13 protein-coding genes are annotated in these 18,887 nt (G+C 59.1%); 1 reads left to right on the top strand and 12 read right to left on the bottom strand.

Going from position 1 to position 18,887, the window contains the following annotated elements; all coding sequences use genetic code 11:
- Positions 1-6: 6 nt before the first annotated feature.
- The 6 genes from SERAS12_RS18830 to SERAS12_RS18805 form a co-directional block, all read right to left on the bottom strand.
- Positions 7-1,296 (bottom strand): MFS transporter, encoded by a 1,290-nt coding sequence (locus SERAS12_RS18830; protein ID WP_013814111.1) that lies wholly within the window; start codon positions 1,294-1,296, stop codon positions 7-9.
- Positions 1,297-1,380: 84 nt separating this feature from the next.
- A complete protein-coding gene (locus tag SERAS12_RS18825; protein ID WP_013814110.1) occupies positions 1,381-2,397 on the bottom strand; it encodes a Zn-dependent oxidoreductase in 1,017 nt (338 codons plus the stop codon).
- Between the two features lie 14 nt (positions 2,398-2,411).
- The gene (gene manD, locus SERAS12_RS18820; protein WP_006327237.1) at positions 2,412-3,626 is read right to left on the bottom strand and encodes a D-mannonate dehydratase ManD; all 1,215 of its coding nucleotides are present in this window, start codon (positions 3,624-3,626) and stop codon (positions 2,412-2,414) included.
- A 193-nt stretch (positions 3,627-3,819) separates the two neighbouring features.
- Positions 3,820-4,719 carry a lipid kinase YegS gene (yegS, locus tag SERAS12_RS18815; RefSeq protein ID WP_013814109.1) on the bottom strand — a complete coding sequence of 300 codons (900 nt, stop codon included), beginning with the start codon at positions 4,717-4,719 and terminating at the stop codon, positions 3,820-3,822.
- 487 nt (positions 4,720-5,206) lie between these two features.
- Positions 5,207-6,559, bottom strand: coding sequence for a tRNA 5-hydroxyuridine modification protein YegQ (gene yegQ / locus SERAS12_RS18810; protein WP_004951966.1), 1,353 nt, complete (start codon positions 6,557-6,559; stop codon positions 5,207-5,209).
- Positions 6,560-6,794: 235 nt separating this feature from the next.
- Positions 6,795-7,133, bottom strand: a complete 339-nt coding sequence (locus SERAS12_RS18805) for a YegP family protein (protein ID WP_013814108.1) — start codon at positions 7,131-7,133, stop codon at positions 6,795-6,797.
- A gap of 352 nt (positions 7,134-7,485) precedes the next feature.
- Here SERAS12_RS18805 and SERAS12_RS26490 point away from each other — a divergent pair, with 352 nt between their 5' ends.
- Positions 7,486-7,659, top strand: coding sequence for a hypothetical protein (locus SERAS12_RS26490; RefSeq protein WP_013814107.1), 174 nt, complete (start codon positions 7,486-7,488; stop codon positions 7,657-7,659).
- 6 nt (positions 7,660-7,665) lie between these two features.
- Here SERAS12_RS26490 and baeR read toward each other — a convergent pair whose 3' ends face one another.
- The 6 genes from baeR to SERAS12_RS18775 are packed head-to-tail and all read right to left on the bottom strand — an operon-like array spanning position 7,666 to position 18,654.
- Positions 7,666-8,382 (bottom strand): two-component system response regulator BaeR, encoded by a 717-nt coding sequence (gene baeR, locus SERAS12_RS18800; RefSeq protein ID WP_013814106.1) that lies wholly within the window; start codon positions 8,380-8,382, stop codon positions 7,666-7,668.
- The gene (baeS, locus tag SERAS12_RS18795; protein WP_013814105.1) at positions 8,382-9,764 is read right to left on the bottom strand and encodes a two-component system sensor histidine kinase BaeS; all 1,383 of its coding nucleotides are present in this window, start codon (positions 9,762-9,764) and stop codon (positions 8,382-8,384) included. The genes baeR and baeS overlap by 1 nt, the downstream gene beginning before the upstream one ends.
- Entirely contained in the window at positions 9,761-11,194 is a 1,434-nt protein-coding gene (locus SERAS12_RS18790; RefSeq protein WP_013814104.1) for an MFS transporter, read from the bottom strand. The genes baeS and SERAS12_RS18790 overlap by 4 nt, the downstream gene beginning before the upstream one ends.
- 19 nt (positions 11,195-11,213) lie before the next feature.
- Positions 11,214-14,294 carry a multidrug efflux RND transporter permease subunit MdtC gene (gene mdtC / locus SERAS12_RS18785; protein WP_013814103.1) on the bottom strand — a complete coding sequence of 1,027 codons (3,081 nt, stop codon included), beginning with the start codon at positions 14,292-14,294 and terminating at the stop codon, positions 11,214-11,216.
- The gene (locus tag SERAS12_RS18780; protein WP_013814102.1) at positions 14,291-17,410 is read right to left on the bottom strand and encodes an MdtB/MuxB family multidrug efflux RND transporter permease subunit; all 3,120 of its coding nucleotides are present in this window, start codon (positions 17,408-17,410) and stop codon (positions 14,291-14,293) included. The genes mdtC and SERAS12_RS18780 overlap by 4 nt, the downstream gene beginning before the upstream one ends.
- The gene (locus SERAS12_RS18775) at positions 17,410-18,654 is read right to left on the bottom strand and encodes an MdtA/MuxA family multidrug efflux RND transporter periplasmic adaptor subunit (protein WP_041416304.1); all 1,245 of its coding nucleotides are present in this window, start codon (positions 18,652-18,654) and stop codon (positions 17,410-17,412) included. The genes SERAS12_RS18780 and SERAS12_RS18775 overlap by 1 nt, the downstream gene beginning before the upstream one ends.
- Between the last annotated feature and the right edge of the window lie 233 nt (positions 18,655-18,887).

Here is an 18,887-nt window from a genome sequence, read left to right as displayed (position 1 = left end):
AAGGGGTTAGTGTTTCGAGATCTGCGGTTGTGCGGCATTGCGCGGTGCCTTGATCACCAGCAACACCAGCACCGCGCCGAGTGCGGCCACGCCGCCGGCCAGGATAAAGGCGCTGTCGAACTTGCCGGTGTTTTGCACGATATAACCGGTCACTACCGGGCCAATGATCCCCGACACGCTGCCGATCATATGAACAAAGCCACTGGCGCCGCCGACCCGGGATTTATGCACCACGTCCTGAATGATCGCCCAATAAATGGCTCCGGTGATATACAGGAAGAAGATAGAGACCGACATCAGCATCACCGCCGGCACCACGCTGCTGACGGTGCCCGCCAATGCGACGCAAATGGCCGCCGCCAACAGGCTGGTCACCAATACGATCTTGCGCGACAGCAGCAACTTGCCGGTGATATTGAAAATCTTGTCGGAGATATAGCCGCCGAGCGCCAGTCCGACAAAACCGACAATCCACGGGATCATGGTGGTAAGGCTCATTTCCTTGATGTTCAGGTTGTGCGCCTGCACCAGATACGCCGGGAACCAGCTCAGGAAGAAGAACAGGATGTAGTTGTAGCAGAAGAAGGCGAATGCGGTCACCAGGATGATCGGCTGCTTCAGGTAGTAGCCTAGCCCATGTGCGGCGTCGCTCAGTTCTTCTTCTTCGCTGATTTTTTCCTCTTTCAGTTTGTTGATCAACGCCCGCTCGTTTTCGCTGACGTGCTTGCTCTTGGCCGGGTTATCCGCCACCACGAAGAACCACACCAGCATCCAGACGATGCCGATCGAGCAGATGATCATGAACGCCATCCGCCAGCCGAACGCCAGCGCCAGATAGCCGACGATCGGCCCGGCTACCGCGCCGCCCAAAGGCGAACCGGCGCTGAGCAGGCCCATGGCGGTAGCCGCCTGTTTCTTCGGGAACCAGCCGTTGATCATTTTGTTGGCGGAAGAGCTGATCGGTCCTTCGGCCATGCCGAACAGGATGCGCAGGATCAGCATGGAATAGAAGCCGGTGGCGAACGCCGTCATGCCGCAGAAGATTGACCATAAGGCCACGGCGATGCCGAGCACCAGCGTCGGGCCGTACTTGTCGACCGCCAGCCCGCCGATAAAGTTGAAAATGGCGTAGCCGAAGAAGAAGCTGCCGAAGATGAGGCCGAACTGCTCGGCGTTCAGCATCAGATCTTTTTCGATCATCGGCACGGTAATCGACAGCGCGACGCGGTCGAGGTAGTTGATCATAAAGACCATGAACAGCAGGAATACTATGGTCCAACGCAGGTTTTTAAACATAAAAGCACTCCATATATTTCTAGTTTTGATGCTTTGTTCTCTGCAAGGGCGGCCAGGCCGCCCTATGCCCCGGTGTTAACAAAACTAACTGAATTGCAGTAACACTTTGCAGCAGGTGCGCTGATCTTTTTCGAACATCAGCATCGCCTGTTCCACTTCATTGGCGGCTACGCAATGGGTGATTAACCGCTGCGGGTCGATTTTTCCGCCGGCCATCCAGTCGATAACCTGCGGGAAGCGGGCGCTGTTGAGACGCGAGGAGAAAATCGACAGTTCCTTGCTGGTGATGCTTTGCTGGGTGACGGTGCAGGCATCGCCGGAGAACCCCATGATGCCGATGCGCGCCGCCGGTGATGCAAGGTTAATGGCTTCCTGCAAAATGGTCGGGTGGCAGGCGGCGTCGACGATCAGCGTCGGGCGGATGCCGCGCTGTTCCAGCTCGGCCGGCAGTGAAGCCTCGGCGTTATTGAACGTCCAGTCGGCACCGTTTTCTTGCGCCATAGCCAGCCGTTCAGCGATGCGGTCGGTGACAATCACCTGCTTCACGCCGTAAACCCCTTTCAGCGTCTGGATCACCGTCAGCCCCATCGGCCCGGCGCCGTAGATCAGCGCGATATCCTCGGCCCTGGGCTGCAGGTGGGCGGTGATATTGGCGGCAATGGTGAAAGGCTCGACCATCGCGGCGTGGCGATCGCTGATGCTTTCAGGAATGCGGTAAGCGTTGCGCGCCGGGGCGCAGGCATAGTCGCTGAAGCCGCCGTCGCGGTGCACGCCGATCACTTGCAGCTCGGTACAGACGTTGGGGCGCCCGATGGAACAAGGATAGCAATGGCCGCAGCTCACCACCGGATCCACCGAAACGCGTTCGCCGATACGTTGCGGGTCGACGTCGCTGCCCACCTGGTCAATCACGCCGAAAAACTCATGGCCGATCACGCGCGGGTAGCGGGCGAACGGGTTATGCCCATGATAAATGTGCACATCGGAGCCGCAGATGCCGGCAAACTTCACCTTTACCCGCACTTCGCCGGCCGCCGGCTGCGGCAGCGGGCGCTGCTGGATAACCAGCCGGCCAGGTTGTTCAATCACCACGCTTTGCATTGCGCGTTCTCCCGTTACCAGTTCCATAAGGTGCCGTCCTCCAGGCGCGCGACCGGCAGATAGGCCGGTTCGTACGGATAGCGTGCGGCCAGTTTTTCGTCGAACTCAATGCCCAACCCCGGTTTGTTGCCCGGGTGCATGTAGCCGTCGTTGAAGGTCCAGCTGTGCGGGAACACCTCGAGCATTTGTTCGGAGTAACCCATATATTCCTGCACGCCAAAGTTCGGCACCCACAGATCAAAGTGCAGCGCCGCCGCCATGCAGATAGGCGACAGATCGGAAGGGCCATGCGAACCGGTACGCACCTGATACAGCGAGGCGAAATCGGCGATGCGGCGCATGCCGGTGATACCGCCGGCGTGGGTGAGGGTGGTGCGGATATAGTCGATAAGTTGTTCTTCAATCAGCTGTTTGCAGTCCCAGATGCTGTTGAAGACTTCGCCGACGGCGATAGGCGTAACGGTATGCTGGCGGATCAGGCGGAAACATTCCTGGTTCTCCGCCGGGGTTGGATCTTCCATCCAGAACAACCGGTACTGTTCAATGCTTTTGCCAAAGCGAGCGGCCTCGATCGGCGTCAACCGGTGGTGCATGTCGTGCAGCAGATGCTCGTCAAAACCGAACCTGTTGCGCACCGCCTCGAACAGCTTGGGGGTGAAATCGAGGTATTTCTCCGTGGACCACAGCTGCTCTTCCGGCCAGTTGCCTTTGGTGGCCGGTTCGTAAGCCAGCCCTTTGCCTTTGGCCATGCCGTAGGTGGTTTTCATGCCCGGCACACCGCACTGGGCGCGAATGGCTTTAAAGCCCAGCTCTTTATGTTTGGCGTAGTCGTCGAGCACTTCGTCGATGGAATGGCCGGTGGTGTGGCAGTAAACCATCACACCGGTGCGCGATGCGCCACCCAGCAACTGATACAGCGGCATATTGGCGGCCTTGCCCTTGATGTCCCACAGCGCCATATCGACGGCGGAGATGGCGGACATGGTGACCGGGCCGCGCCGCCAGTAGGCACCTTTGTAGAAGAATTGCCAGATGTCTTCGATCTGGTGGGCATCGCGGCCGATCAACTGCGGGCAGACATGATCTTTCAGGTAGGAGGCTACCGGCAGTTCGCGGCCGTTGAGGGTGGCGTCGCCGATGCCGGTAATGCCGTCGTCGGTGGTGATCTTCAGCGTGACAAAATTCCGGCCTGGGCAAGTGACAAACACCTCTGCGTTAACAATTTTCATAACGTCTACATCCTGTTCCCACGGGTCATTAATAGGGAAAAAATACGCCATGAACTAACTACCATACAAGTATGATTTAAAGGATTTGCCGGGGAAGATCACATTTCATCGCGTAATGAGGGAAAGGAGGAGGGGGAACCGGCAAGAGGGCGCAGCAGGCTGGCTGCGCCCAGGGATCAGAGAAAGGGCGGCCTTAGCCCAGCAGTTCGCAGTTGGGTGGCAGGCGGCATTCAATGGCGTTCGGCAGCACTTCGATGCGGAAATGCGTGCCCTTCAGCGGCTCGCCGTCTAGGTTAAAGGTGATCTCGTGCGGCGCATTGATTTCCAACCAAGGCAGCGCGGCGCTAACCACGTTTTTGTTTTCCTCGCCGTTAACCAGGCTGGCCACCAACGCGGGCAGCAGTTCGTCTGCGATCAACAGCCGCAGTTGCAGCAGCCCGTCGTTGATTAACGCGTCCGGGCACAGCTGCTGGCCGCCTCCGGCCTGCTTGCCATTGCCGATGCCAATCACCAGCGCGTCACCGGACCATTGGAAATCCGGCCCGCGGATCTCGCAGCGGTCGGCTTTCAGCGTATCCATGCGCAGCAGGCCATGAATAAAGTAAGAAACGCCGCCCAGTACGGCCTTTAGTTTTTCCGGCGTTTCGGTGGTGATGCGGGTACCGAAACCGCCGGTCGCCATGTTGATAAAGTAGCGTTCGTCATTGACCTTCGCCAGATCGATAGGCACCGCGCGGCCTTTCGTCGCCAACTGCAGCGCCTGTTCCGGCATTAGCGGGATATTGCAGGCCACGGCAAAGTCATTGGCGGTGCCCAGCGGCAGTATGCCCAATGCTGGGCGGCTGCCTGCAGGCAGTGCCGTCAGCGCGGCGGCCACTCCGTTGATGGTGCCGTCGCCGCCACCGGCGATCAGGGTGGCGACCCCCAGTTGGCAAGCTTCCTTCACATAGCGCGCTGCGTCACCCTGTTCCCAGGTAACGCGAACGTGCAGGGTCTGGCCCTCATCCCGCAGCTTCTGCACCGCAAGGCGAACGTCTTCGTTGCCGGCGCCTTTGCCATTAATGATAAGAAGCGCTGACGTGTGTTGACTCATTCCCTCTCTCCCGGCTGACAAATGCTTTGGACAGAAACGATAAACCACAAGCGGAGAGCAGACCATCAGAATATTCAGTTAATTCTGATTATGGTCAGCGGGCCAGCGATTATTTCTGCATGTTTGACTTAATTTAAGATATAGGTGCGGTATCAGCAGCGAGTTTTTGTTAATGGTTTAATTAATCGATGAGGTCGGGTATTTATATCGAAGTGCGGAGCGGCGTGTTATTAAAATAGATAACTCGACAATTTTAAATGTTGAAAAAATAGTAGGATTTCATCTGCGGGTATTTTGACGGCACCAAAGAAAAAGCCAGCCCAAGGGAGATTGGACCGGCTAAGGAGGTGGTTCCTAGTATTGCTATGCAAATATTTTTCATTCTTGGTTTTAAGCAGGCTGATGGTAACCAAGCTGCGCGGTAATTGATGTGATCCAATTCTAATATTTGCTAAAAATCGCCACCTAAGGGTGGCGATGGGTGTTTTTACGCGGCGGGACTCTGGGTGTCCGGTAAATTGCGGATCAGCAATGCGTAATTGAGATCGATATCCTGTGGGATCGGCAAATAAACGATATGCCCGTTGCCAGGCGCCACGTCGATCGCTTCGCCTTTCTTATTTTGCATGCTCTCCAGGGTAAACAACACGTTACCGCCGGGGGTCATCATCTCCACGCCGTCGCCGATCATAAACTTGTTTTTCACGTCCACTTCCGCCCAGCCGTCGCGCCTTACGCCGGTAAATTCGCCGACGAACTGCTGGCGTTCGGACAGCGAGGAGCCGTAATCGTAATTTTGCTGTGCCTCATGCACGTGGCGGCGCAAGAACCCTTCGGTGTAACCGCGGTGTGCCAAACCTTCCAGCGTGGTAAGCAGCGAGGGATCGAACGGCTTGCCTGCGACCGCATCGTCAATGGCGCGACGGTAAACCTGTGCGGTACGCGCGCAGTAGTAAAAGGACTTGGTGCGGCCTTCAATCTTCAACGAATGCACGCCGAGTTGAGTCAGACGCTCTACGTGCTGGATGGCGCGCAGATCTTTCGAGTTCATGATGTAGGTGCCGTGTTCATCTTCAAAGGCGCTCATGTATTCATCCGGCTTTTGCGCTTCGGAGAGCATGAACACCTTGTCGGTCGGCGCGCCGATACCCAGCGTCGGCTCGACGGTCTGCACCGGGATCGGCTCATGCAGATGCACGATGTTGCCGGTGTCATCCTCTTTGCCTTCTTCCGCCTTGTACTGCCAGCGGCAGGCGTTGGTGCAGGTGCCTTGGTTGGGATCGCGCTTGTTGATATAGCCGGACAGCAGGCAGCGGCCGGAATAGGCCATGCACAGGGCGCCGTGGACGAAGATTTCCAGTTCCATCTCGGGGACCTGGCTGCGGATCTCGGCGATCTCCTCCAGCGACAGTTCGCGCGACAGGATCACACGCGTCAGTCCCATCTGTTGCCAGAATTTTACCGTCGCCCAGTTGACGGCATTAGCCTGCACCGACAGATGAATGTCCATCTGCGGGAAGGCTTCGCGCACCATCATGATCAGGCCGGGATCGGACATGATCAGCGCATCCGGGCCCATATCGATCACCGGTTTAAGATCGCGCAGGAAGGTTTTCAGCTTGGCGTTATGCGGGGCGATGTTCACCACCACGTAGAACTTCTTGCCCAGCGCGTGCGCTTCGTTGATCCCCTGCGCCAGATTCTCGTGATTGAATTCGTTGTTACGCACCCGCAGGCTGTAACGCGGCTGGCCGGCATAAACCGCATCGGCACCATAGGCAAAGGCGTAACGCATGTTTTTCAGCGTGCCGGCCGGGGAGAGAAGTTCCGGTGTAAACATAATGAGTCTCGGTCTGATTTCAGGTCAGTATACCTGTGTCTTTCAAACTGCAGCGTTGTTGGCTGCAACATGAAAGCCAGTGGGTATAACGCACCACCAAATGGCGCAGTAAAAGCGGGGAATTGTAGCGGCAGCGCGGCAAAAAATCAGCAGTTAACCGGATTTATTACAGGGGGATTGATCCCGGTCATAAGAAAAACGCGCGATGGCGATCATCGCGCGCCGGGTGACGAAGCTATGCGCTTAAATCGCGCACGTCGGTGCTTGGGCCGTTCTTGATCACTGACTGAATGCCATTTTTCGCGGCAGTTTCAGAACTGTACATTTCGCTGACGCCGATCACCTGATGGTTCTTGGCTTTCAGTACAAAGTAAGGTTGATTGCTGGTGCTGTGTTTCAATTCATACTGCCCTTCCTGAGGCGAATTGGTTTGCACCGAGGCAATGCCATTCTCCGCCGAGGCTTTGCTGGCGTACATCTCACTGCCCAGAATGATCTCGCCATTGCTGGCTTTCAGGTTGAAGTGGTATTGCCCATTCTTTGCTTTTTTCAGCTCATAGTGACCGATTGCCATGGTTCCTCTCCTGTGGGTTCCGATAAGTGATGTAAGTGTAGCCAATAGCTTGAAATTGGGCGGCTAATAAACATCCCTTGCGCAGCATAGCTTAAAAAAAACGCAATTTTTTTGCGTTGGCGTTGAGTTTCATCAGCAAAAGGCGCCAAAGCACGGGAAGCTAACGGCGATCCCGATGCCCAAAATTGCGTAGCTTGCCGCACATTGGATAACGCGGTATTCCGCTGAAGGGCATTGCGCATTAAGGTTTGCCGCATCGCAAAGCAATGCGATTAAAAAACAAGCAAAGCATTTGGATGTCGACGCTCAACAGGCATATTCTTGGAAAGGAATTCGTCAAAAGGAGTCAGGGATGGAAAGAAACGCAAAGCAGTTTAGAGACGGCAAAAGCCAGGCTAACCCGGATAATTGGGATGTATTGCTGACAATGATTGCCAAAACAGAGATGCCCCATGATTTTCTGACGGCTGAGGAACGCCGGCAGGAGGGTGTTGACCGCGACCTTTTTCGGAGCGCAGCCAGTTAACCCTCCTTATAGCCCGTTTATCAGCCGACAAGGCTCGGATTCCCAGCGATAGCCCACGCCGTATACCGAGCGAATAAACGACTTTTCACCGTCGATCAGCTCCAGCTTGCGCCGCAGGTTTTTGATATGGCTGTCGATGGTTCGGTCGGTGACTACCCGGTAGTCGTCATACAGATTATTCAGCAACTGCTCACGCGAGAAGACGTTGCCCGGCTGGCTGGCCAGGGTTTTCAACAGGCGGAATTCCGCCGGGGTGAGATCCAGCATCTGGCCTTGATAGCTGGCCTGAAAGCGCGGTTCGTCGATATGCAACTGCGTTTCTTCCAGCAGGTTTTCCAGCGGCCGATAGCAGCGGCGCAAAATGGTTTTCACCCGAGCCACCACTTCTCGGGGGCTGTAAGGCTTGCAGATGTAATCGTCCGCGCCAATTTCCAGCCCCAGCAGGCGATCGATCTCTTCAATCTTGGCCGTCACCATCACCACCGGAACATCGGTAAAACGGCGCAGTTCGCGGCATACCGTCAGCCCGTCGCTGCCCGGCAACATTAAATCCAGCAGGATCAGCGCCGGGGAGTGTTCATGCACCGCCGGTACCACCTCGCTGCCGTTGGTCAACCAACGGGTGGCGTATCCCGCGGCTTGCAGATAGTCCACCAGCAGTTGGCCCAGTTTGGGTTCGTCTTCAACAATCATGATTTGCAACGGCTGATTCTGGGATTCCATCATGGCGCCTTATTCATTATCGGGGTGGCAAATTCTACTGTAATCCGCACGCCGCCTAAAGGCGAGTGCGCAGCAAAGATCTGGCCGTTGTGGGCTTCCACTATGTTTTGACAAATCGACAACCCCAGGCCGGAACCGCCGCTGGCGCGGTTGCGCGAGCCTTCGGTGCGGTAGAAGCGTTCGAAAATGCGCGCGAGCTGTTCGTCATTGACGCCGGGCCCGCTGTCCTGCCAGTAAAGCCGCAGTTGGCCCGGCAACTGTTCTGCGCCAATCTCCAGCTTACCGCCGGCGTCGGTGTAGCGCAGGCTGTTCTCCAACAGGTTGTTGAACAACTGATTGAGACGATCGGGATCGCCGAACAGCGGCGCCTGTTCCGGCAGCAGGGTGACGATCTCAAGCCCTTTGGCGCGAAAACGCTCGCGGAAGGTGGCGACCGCAATTTGCAGCAAATGTACGCAGTCGACCGACGATTTACGGTAGGCCAGCGCGCCGAGATCGGACAGCGAAAGCTGATGCAGATCGTCCACCAGCTTGGTCAGGGTGGTGACTTCCGCCTGCAACGAGCCGAGCGACGCCGGCGTCGGCTGGCGCACGCCGTCCTGCAATGCTTCCAGTTCGCCACGCAGTACCGCCAGTGGGGTGCGCAACTCATGCGACACGTCGGCCATAAAAGCGCGTCGCATCTGCTCGTTCTTTTCCAGTGAGGTGGCGAGCTGATTGAAATCCTGCGCCAATCGGCCGAGCTCATCCTGGCTGTCGACGGTCACGCGGGTACTGAAATCACCGGCCGCCAGCCGGTGGGTGCCGGCGACCAGCCGCTTGACCGGCGCCAACAGCCCGCGCGACATCAACCAGGTCACTGCCGCCGCCAGCAGCGTGGAGAGTGCGACTATCATCCAACTGGTGCGTTTTTGCTGCTGATCGAAATTGATATCGGTATTGCGGGTCAGCCTCTCTACCGGCGTGGTGATCACCCAGCCGACGATTTCGTTGTTGTAGCGGATCGGATGGCGCGGGCCCTCTTTGGGCACCGGGCCGGAATGCCCCACCAACCGGTTGAATTGGTTGTCCACCACCCAAAACTGAGTGCGCCAGCCTTTGGGCGGCAGATTATGGCTGCTGTCGCTGTTTTGTTCGAACGAGCGCATGATCTGGTAAATCACCTGATCGTTATTGCGCAGAAAAACCCAGTTGCCGTGATGACTGTACTGTTCTTCCAGCGCTTCGCTCAGCATGTTGATACGTTGTTCGTTGCTGTGCTTGATGTAGCCGATGAAACCGCGTTCAAAGCTGACGCGTACACCCCAGTGCATGGTGATCAGCACCAGCATGCAGGTGGCGAAGATGGCCAGGAACAGTTTCCCGGTGATGCCTATTCTCATTTTTGTAACCTCGTTGAACCGGTGCCCGGCTCTTTGGTCAGCGTGCGGTTTGGCGCACTATCCGGCGGCACGCGGGCAAAGGCCAGCGCGGGCAGGGCAATGATTAACGCCATGCAGCAGTAGCTGTAAATAAATGCGCTGTGTATCGCCGGGCTGTCGGTGACCACCTGGTGATGGGCAAAGCTGCCAATCAGGATCCCGGCGATGCTGACGCCGAGGCTCATGGACAGCTGCATCACCATCGACAGCAGGCTGTTGCCGCTGCTGGCCAGCCGGTCCGGCAAATCTTTCAGCGTCAGGGTATTCATTGCCGAGAAACGCAGCGAGTTGACCATGCCCTGGAAGAACAGCACCACCGGCAGCAGCCAGATCCAGCCGATCATCGCCACCAGCGGGAAGCTCAGGCTGATCAACGCCAGCATCAGCGTGGCGGCCACCAGCACGTTGCGGTAACCGAAACGGTTAACCACCCGCACCACGATACGCTTCATCCCCATGCTGCCGATAATCATCGGGATCATCATCAGCCCGGCGTGGAACGGGGAAAACCCCATACCCACCTGCATGAACAGCGGGGTCATAAACGGCAGCATGCCGCTGCCGATGCGGCCAAGCAGGCCGGCGGTCAGCCCCACCTTGTAGGTTTGGGTTCTGAACAGCCGCAGGGAGAACAGCGCCCGGCTGTTACCGCGCGCATGCCACCAGTAACCTGCCAGCGCCGCCATGCCCATCGCCACCAGCCCGGCGATAGTGGCGATGGACAGCCCCATGCCCTTGTGGCCGTCAAGCGCCAGCGTCAGCGTCGCCATACCGATCGCCAGCATGATAAAGCCGCTGATGTCGAAGCGCCGGGTCTGCATGCGGTAGTTGGGCATCAGCAGCAGCGTGGCGATGGCGCCTGCAATGCCGACCGGGATATTGATCAGGAAAATCCAGTGCCAACTGGCGTACTGCACCAAAAAGCCGCCTAGCGCCGGGCCAATCAACGGGCCGATTTGGCCGGGCAGGGTGACAAAGGTCATTGCCGCCATATATTGCTCGCGCGGCACGATTTTCATCACCGTCAGGCGGCCGACCGGCACCATCATCGCGCCGCCGATGCCCTGGATCACCCGCGAGGCGATCAGCTCATTCAGGGTTTCCGAACGGGCGCAGAGGATTGAACCGAGGGTGAACAGCACGATGGCGCTGAAGAACACCCGCTGTACCCCAACCCGGTCCGCCAGCCAGCCGCTGGCGGGCAGCATCACGGCTACCGTCAGCACGTAGGAGACGATCACCGACTGCATGCGCAGCGGGTTCTCCCCCAGGCTGACGGCCATCGACGGCAGGGCGGTGTTGACGATGGTGGTGTCCAGCGCCTGCATAAAGAAGCCGAACGCCACGATCCAGAGTTGCCACTGTACTGAGGCGGTGCGTTTTATGATCATCAGTCAACCGGGTTAATCATTAGTGAGGCAGCGGATCCAATTTCTTGCCGCGCCGGAACTTCATCTGCAGCCGGTCAAAATACAGATACACCACCGGCGTGGTGTACAGCGTCAGCAACTGGCTCATGATCAGACCGCCGGCGATGGTGATGCCGAGCGGCTGGCGCAGCTCCGCGCCGTCACCGCTGGTCAGCACCAGCGGCAGTGCGCCGAACAGCGCCGCCAGCGTGGTCATCATGATCGGCCGAAAACGCAGCAGACAGGCCTGGAAAATGGCTTCTCGCGCATCAATGCCGCCGTTGCGCTGCGCAACGAGGGCGAAGTCGACCATCATGATGGCGTTCTTCTTCACGATGCCGATCAACAGCATAATGCCGATCAACGCGATCAGGCTGAACGGTGCGCCAAACAGCTCCAGCGCCAGCAGCGCGCCGACCCCGGCGGAAGGCAGAGTCGACAAAATCGTCAGCGGGTGAATATAGCTCTCGTAGAGCACGCCGAGCACGATATACACCGTGGCGATCGCGGCGGCGATCAGGAACAGCTGGGATTTCAGCGTATCCTGGAATACCTGCGCGGTCCCGGCAAAGGCGCCGCGTACCGTGGACGGTACACCGAGCGCCGTTATGGTGCGTTCGACTGCGGCGGTGGCGTCTGACAAGCTGCCGCCGTCCGGCAGGTTAAAGGAGAGGGTCGAGGCCGCCGACAGCCCCTGATGATTGACCGACAGCGGCGCATTGGCCGGCTGCCAGCGGGCGAAATAGGCCAGCGGGATCGCCTTGCCGTCTTTGTTTATCACGAACATCTTGTCCAGCGAGCTGACGTCCTGGGTATAGGGCGGCGCCACTTCCATCACCACCTTGTACTGATTGAGCGGCTGATAGATGGTGGAAATTTGCCGCTGGCCGAAGGCGTTGTTCAGCAGGGCGTTGGCGTCGGAGACAGAAATGCCGAGCCGTGCCATGGTTTCACGGTCGTAGATCAGATCCATTTCCGAGCCTTTGTCCTGCTGATCGGAGTTGACGTCCGCCAGCTCCGGCAGCGCGGCCAGCGCGGTACGGATCTTCGGCTCCCATTCGCGCAGCGCGGCGAGATCGTCTGCCAGCAGCGTGTACTGGTAGCTGGCGTTGGATTGCCGGCCGCCGACGCGGATATCCTGCACCGCCATCAGGAACAGGCTGGCCCCCGGCTCTTTCGCCAGCCGGGCGCGCAGCCGGGCGATCACCTTCTGCGCGTCATCGCTGCGCACCGAAAGCGGCTTCAGCGAGATAAACATCGATCCGCTGTTGGTGCGCGAACCGCCGGTAAAACCGGTGACGTTTTCCACGTCCTTGTCTTCACGCACGATCTTCATGAAGTCTTCCAGTTTGACGCGCATCGCCTGAAAAGAAATGCTCTGGTCGGCCTGGATAAAGCCCAGCAAGCGGCCGGTATCCTGTTCGGGGAAAAAGGTTTTCGGGATGCTGACATACAGCCAGACGTTGAGCGCGATGGTGGCGAAAAATATCGCCAGCACCCAGCGCGAGTGGCCGAGCACCCAGTTCAGCGAGCGGCCGTAGCCCCGTTGCAAGGCCAGCAACATTTTGCCGAAGCCGCGAATGCGCCGCTGCGCGCGCGCCGGCTGGTGGCGCAGCAGGTAGGCGCACATCATTGGCGTCAGCGTCAGCGAGACGATCAGCGACAGCCCGATCGACACCGACAGGGTGACGGCGAACTCGCGAAACAGCCGCCCGGGCAGGCCGTCCATCAGCAGCAACGGGATAAACACCGCCACCAGCGACACGCTCATCGACAGCACGGTAAAGCCGACTTCCCGCACCCCTTGCAGCGCGGCGTTGAGCGGTTTCATGCCGGCCTCGACGTGGCGCGAGATATTCTCCAGCACCACGATGGCGTCATCGACCACAAAGCCGGTGGCGATGGTCAGTGCCATCAACGACAGGTTATTCAGGCTGAAGCCGCACAGGTACATGGCGGCGAAGGAGCCAATCAGCGACACCGGCACCGCGACCGCCGGGATCAGCGTGGCGCGGCCGGAGCGCAGGAAGATGAACACCACCAGGATCACCAAACCTATGGCGATCACCAGCGACTGCTCCACTTCCGCCAGCGAGGCGCGAATGGTCGGCGAACGATCCTGGGCGATATTCAGCTGGATTGACGCCGGAATACTGTCCTGCAACGTCGGCAGCTCGGCGCGAATGCGATCGACGGTTTCAATGATGTTGGCGTCCGGAGCACGGCTGATCGCCAGAATAATCGCCGGTTTGGCATTGGTCATGCCTGCGTTGCGTACGTCCTGTACCGAGTCTTTGACCTCGGCCACATCCCCCAGCCGCACCGCCGAGCCGTTGTTGTAGTGGATAATCAACGGCCGATAGGCGTCGGCGGTTTTCAGCTCGTCATTGGCCTGGATCTGCCAGCGCTGCTGCGGGCTTTCCACCGATCCCTGCGGCCTGCGTACGTTGGCGCCGCTGATGGCCTGGCGCACGGCATCCAGCGATACGCCCTGGTTGAACAGGGCGGTCGGGTTCAACTCCACCCGCACCGCAGGCAGCGAGCTGCCGCCGACCGAGACGTCGCCCACGCCTTCGGTCTGGGCGATTTTCTGCGCCAGTTGGGTAGAGGCGAAATCGTACAGTTGGCCCTGGCTGTAAGTTTCCGACGTCAGCGTCAGGATCATGATCGGCGCGTCGGACGGGTTGACCTTACGGTAGCTGGGGCGGTTCGGCATGCCGGTGGGCAGCAGGCTTTGCGCAGCGTTGATCGCCGCCTGCACGTCGCGGGCGGCGCCGTTGATATCGCGATTGAGATCGAACTGCAAGATCACCCGCGTGCTGCCCAGCGAGCTCATCGAGGTCATCTCATTGACCCCGGCAATCCGCCCCAACGCACGCTCCAGCGGTGTTGCCACCGACGAGGCCATGGTTTCCGGGTCGGCGCCCGGCAGTGAGGCGCTGATCGAAATCACCGGGTAATCGACCTGCGGCAGCGGCGAGACCGGCAGCAGGCTAAAGCCAATCACACCGCTGATGGCTATCGCCAGCGTCAGCAGCGTGGTGGCGACCGGTCGGTAGATGAACAGGGCGAAGAATTTCACGGCAGCTCCTGCGCATCGGGCTGGCGGCGGGTATTGCGCGCCAGTTTGTCAAACAGCAGGTAGATCACCGGTGTGGTGAACAGCGTCAGGATCTGGCTCATCACCAGCCCGCCGACCATACAAACCCCGAGCGGGTGACGCAGCTCAGCGCCGGCGCCGGTGCTGAGCATCAGCGGCAGTGCGCCAAGCAATGCGGCCAGCGTGGTCATCAGGATCGGCCGGAAACGCAGCAGGCAGGCCTGATAAATCGCGTCGTACGGCGTCATGCCCTGTTCACGCTCGGCGGCCAGCGCGAAGTCGATCATCATGATGGCGTTTTTCTTCACGATACCGATCAGCAAGATGATGCCGATAATGGCAATCACGTCCAGTTCGCTGCCGGCCATCATCAGCGCCAGCAGCGCGCCGACCCCGGCGGTCGGCAGGGTGGAGAGAATGGTCACCGGGTGAATAAAACTCTCGTACAGCACGCCCAGCACGATATACATCGCCACTACCGCCGCCAGGATCAGCCACAGCGTGCTGCCCAGCGCCGCCTGGAACGCCAGCGTTGCGCCCTGGAACTGGGTGGTGATGTCTTTCGGCATGTTGAGGTTTTTTTCCGCCAGGCTAATGGCGTCCACCGCTTCGCCGAGCGAATAGTTGCCCGCTACGTTAAACGAGATGGTCGCCGCCGGGAATTGATCGAGATGGTTGACCGACAGCGGCCCGAAGCGTTCTTCGATTTTGGCGAGGGTGCTCAGCGGCACCGTAGTACCGCTGCTGCTGGTCAGACGGATATCGTTCAGCGCTGCCAGCCCCGGCGTGGTGCTGACATCGTGCTCCAGCACCACGCGGTACTGGTTGGCCTGGGTGTAAATGGTGGAGATCAGCCGCTGGCCGAAGGCGTTGTACAGCGCGTTGTCCACGTCGCTCATGCTGATGCCAAGGCGCGAGGCCGAATCGCGATCGACATTCACGTAGGCCACCAGCCCCTGATCCTGCCAGTTGCTGGTCACGTCCGCCAACTGCGGCGTCTGCTTCAACTCGGTCATCAGTTGCGGCACCCACAGGCTGAGATCGTCCAGCGACATCGCCTGCAAGGTAAACTGGTATTGCGTGCGACTGACCTGGGTGTCGATGGTCAGATCCTGTACCGGCTGCAGATACAGCTTCACGCCGGGGAACTGTGCGCTTTGCTGTTGCAGGCGGGCGATGATCGCCGGAATGCGTTCACTGCGCTCGCTCAGCGGTTTAAGGTTGATCTGCAAACGGCCGCTGTTGAGCGTGGCGTTGCTGCCATCGACGCCGACGAACGACGTCAGGCTTTCCACCGCCGGATCTTTGAGGATTTCCGCCGCGACCTGCTGTTGGCGTTCGGCCATATTGCTGAACGACACCGTCTGCGGCGCTTCCACCGTGCCCTGAATAATGCCGTTGTCCTGCAGCGGGAAGAAGCCTTTCGGGATCAGCAGATACAGCAGCACCGTCAGCGCCAGGGTGCTCAGCGCCACGCCGAGCGTCAGCCACGGGTGATTCAACACGATTTTCAGCCACTTGCCGTATTGCGCAATCACCCGGTCGAAGAAGCGCTCGGAGGCGGCGGAAAACCGGTTCTGCTTGCGCAGCGATTCGTGGCTCAGCATGCGCGCGCACATCATCGGCGTCAGCGTCAGCGACACCACGGCGGAAATCAGGATCGCCACCGCCAGCGTTACGGCGAACTCGCGGAACAGCCGGCCAACGATATCCCCCATAAACAGCAGCGGGATTAATACCGCCACCAGCGAGAAGGTCAGCGAGATAATGGTGAAGCCGATTTCGCCGGCGCCTTTCAGCGCCGCGTCGAGCGGCTTTTCACCCTTTTCGATATAGCGCGAGATGTTTTCGATCACCACGATGGCGTCATCGACCACAAAACCGGTGGCGATGGTCAGCGCCATCAGCGTCAGGTTATTGATCGAGAAATCGAGAAAATACATGGCGGCAAAGGTGCCGACCAGCGACAGCGGTACCGCCACGCTCGGGATAATGGTGGCCGGCACGTTGCGCAGGAACACGTAAATCACCATGACTACCAGCGCAACCGCCAGCAGCAATTCAAACTGCACGTCGTTGACCGAAGCGCGAATGGTGGTGGTGCGATCGGTCAGCACCTTGACGTCCACCGACTTCGGCAGGCTTTTTATCAGTTGCGGCAGCATCTCGCGAATGCTGTCGGCGGTGGTGATCACGTTCACGCCCGGTTGGCGTTGAATGTTCAGTACGATTGCCGGCTGCTTGTTGGCCCAGGCGGCCAGGCGGGTATTTTCCGCCCCCTGCTCGATGGTAGCGATATCCTGCAACCGAATGGCCGCGCCGTTTTGGTAGGCGACAATCAGCTGGCGGTAGTCGTCGGCGGATTTCATCTGATCGTTGGCGGAAAGCGTCACCGAGCGCGTCGGCCCGTCCAGGCTGCCTTTGGCGGAGTTGACGTTAGCGTTGCCGATGGCGGTACGGATGGTTTCGCTGTCCAGACCGTAGGCGGCCACCGCCGCGGCGTTGAGCTTCACGCGCACCGCCGGCCGCTGGCCGCCGGAGAGGGTAACCAGACCCACGCCGGTCACCTGGGAAATTTTTTGCGCGACGCGGGTTTCCACCATGTCTTCCACCTGGGTCATCGGCATGGCGGTCGAGGTGACGGCCAGCGTCATGATCGGCGGATCCGCAGGGTTGACCTTGCTGTAAATCGGTGGGTAGGGCAAATCGCTCGGCAGCAGGTTGGTGGCGGAGTTGATCGCCGCCTGCACTTCCTGCTCGGCGACGTCGAGCGGCAGCTCAAGCTGGAATTGCAGCGTTACCACCGACGCGCCGCCGGAGCTTTGCGACGCCATTTGTTTCAGGCCGGACATCTGGCCGAACTGGCGCTCCAGCGGGGCGGTGATGGCCGAGGTGACCACGTCCGGGCTGGCGCCGGGATACAGCGTGACCACCTGAATGGTCGGGTAATCCACTTCCGGCAGGGCGGAAACCGGCAGAGAGCGGTAGCCGATAATCCCCGCCAGCAAAATAGCCACCATCAACAGCGTGGTGGCGACCGGGCGCAGAATAAACAGGCGGGAGGGGCCGCCGCCGGCGTTAGGTGGCATCGCCTGCATCAGGATTTCCTCTGTGCGAGCGGCTTGCTGCCCGATGTGGCCGCCGCCGGGGTGGCCTGCGGTGTCACCACTTCAACCTGCATACCTTCGGTCAGGCGATCGATTCCGTCGGTCACTACCCGGTCACCGACGTTCAGGCCGGCGCTGATGACCACTTGTCGGCTGTCCTGCACGCCGGTGGTCACGCGGTGCTTGCTGACCTTGTTGTCTTCGCTCAGGGTCCAGACGAAGTTGCCTTCGTTGCCCATCTGCAGCGCGGCGGTCGGGATGACAATCGCGTTATGCAGGGTATCCACCTTCAACCGGGCGTTGACGAACTGGTTCGGGAACAGCGCATCGTCTTCATTGGTGAAACGCGCCTTCAGCTTGATGGTGCCGGTCGTGGTGTCAATCTGGTTGTCCAGGCTCAGCAGCGAACCGGTCGCCAGTTGAGTCTGGTTGGTGCGGTCCCAGGCTTCGACGCTGATCGGACCGGCTTTTTGCGCCTTGAGCAAATCGCCGATATTGCCCTCCGGCAGGGTAAACACCACGTCGATAGGGTGGGTCTGGGTGATTACCACGATGCCGGTGGTGCTGCCGCTGGTGATGTAGTTGCCGACATCCACCAGTTTCAGGCCGACGCGGCCGTCAATCGGCGCGGTGATGCGGCTGTAGGTGATTTGCAGTTTGGCGCTGTCGACCGATCCTTGATCGGCTTTGATCGCGCCTTCGGTTTGCTGCACCAACGAGAGCTGGGTATCCAGATCCTGACGTGAAACCAGGTTGGTTTTCGCCAGTTGCTGGTAGCGCGCCAGATCCCGACGCGCATTGGCGAGTGTCGCCTGATCTTTGGCCAGTTGCCCCAAAGCCTGCGTCAGTTGCACTTCAAACGGGCGCGGGTCGATTTCGACCAGCAAATCGCCGGCTTTGACCTGCTGGCCCTCGGTAAAGTGGATAGCCATCAGTTGGCCGTCGACCCGGCTGGTGACGGTAACGGTATTGGCGGCGGTGGCGGTGCCCAACCCGGAGAGATAGCGCGGTACCGTCTGTTCGGTGGCGGTTGCCGCCTGTACCGGCGACATCGGCGCGCCGCGTCGCCCACCCGCTGCGGCTTTGCCTCCACCGGCGTGAGGTGCGGCAGAGGCCGTATCTGATGCGGGAACCGCAGTATTGAAGTGACGCCAAATCAGAACGGCGGCAATGACCACTATCACCACAACCAGCAGGCGCGGCAGCAGTGAACGACGTTGGGTTTTTGCATTCATGGTGGCGAAAATTCTCTCCAAAAGGCAGGGGTGCGGGCACTCATTGCCACAAAAGTTACACTCCTTACAGAATACTAGTTTAGCCAGTAAAGACGGCATAAAAATGAAGGAAATATGGAGGAAGCGTCAGCATTATCTGAATAGAGTGTCAATTTTATCCTGCTATGTTTATAAGCGACCGGCTTTGACTTATAGCCAAGGCGTTTTAACGACTTTCCTGATTTTGCGCTAAT

This window comes from Serratia sp. AS12 (assembly GCF_000214195.1).
In the GTDB taxonomy this organism is placed as follows: Bacteria; Pseudomonadota; Gammaproteobacteria; order Enterobacterales; family Enterobacteriaceae; genus Serratia; species Serratia plymuthica.
This window is presented reverse-complemented; position numbering and strand designations above follow the sequence as displayed.

Coding starts and splice junctions, on each gene's coding strand:
- SERAS12_RS18830 (WP_013814111.1), bottom strand. CDS start 1,296: ATGTTTAAAAACCTGCGTTGGACCATAGTATTCCTGCTGTTCATGGTC.
- SERAS12_RS18825 (WP_013814110.1), bottom strand. CDS start 2,397: ATGCAAAGCGTGGTGATTGAACAACCTGGCCGGCTGGTTATCCAGCAG.
- manD (WP_006327237.1), bottom strand. CDS start 3,626: ATGAAAATTGTTAACGCAGAGGTGTTTGTCACTTGCCCAGGCCGGAAT.
- yegS (WP_013814109.1), bottom strand. CDS start 4,719: ATGAGTCAACACACGTCAGCGCTTCTTATCATTAATGGCAAAGGCGCC.
- yegQ (WP_004951966.1), bottom strand. CDS start 6,559: ATGTTTACACCGGAACTTCTCTCCCCGGCCGGCACGCTGAAAAACATG.
- SERAS12_RS18805 (WP_013814108.1), bottom strand. CDS start 7,133: ATGGCAATCGGTCACTATGAGCTGAAAAAAGCAAAGAATGGGCAATAC.
- SERAS12_RS26490 (WP_013814107.1), top strand. CDS start 7,486: ATGGAAAGAAACGCAAAGCAGTTTAGAGACGGCAAAAGCCAGGCTAAC.
- baeR (WP_013814106.1), bottom strand. CDS start 8,382: ATGGAATCCCAGAATCAGCCGTTGCAAATCATGATTGTTGAAGACGAA.
- baeS (WP_013814105.1), bottom strand. CDS start 9,764: ATGAGAATAGGCATCACCGGGAAACTGTTCCTGGCCATCTTCGCCACC.
- SERAS12_RS18790 (WP_013814104.1), bottom strand. CDS start 11,194: ATGATCATAAAACGCACCGCCTCAGTACAGTGGCAACTCTGGATCGTG.
- SERAS12_RS18780 (WP_013814102.1), bottom strand. CDS start 17,410: ATGCAGGCGATGCCACCTAACGCCGGCGGCGGCCCCTCCCGCCTGTTT.
- SERAS12_RS18775 (WP_041416304.1), bottom strand. CDS start 18,654: ATGAATGCAAAAACCCAACGTCGTTCACTGCTGCCGCGCCTGCTGGTT.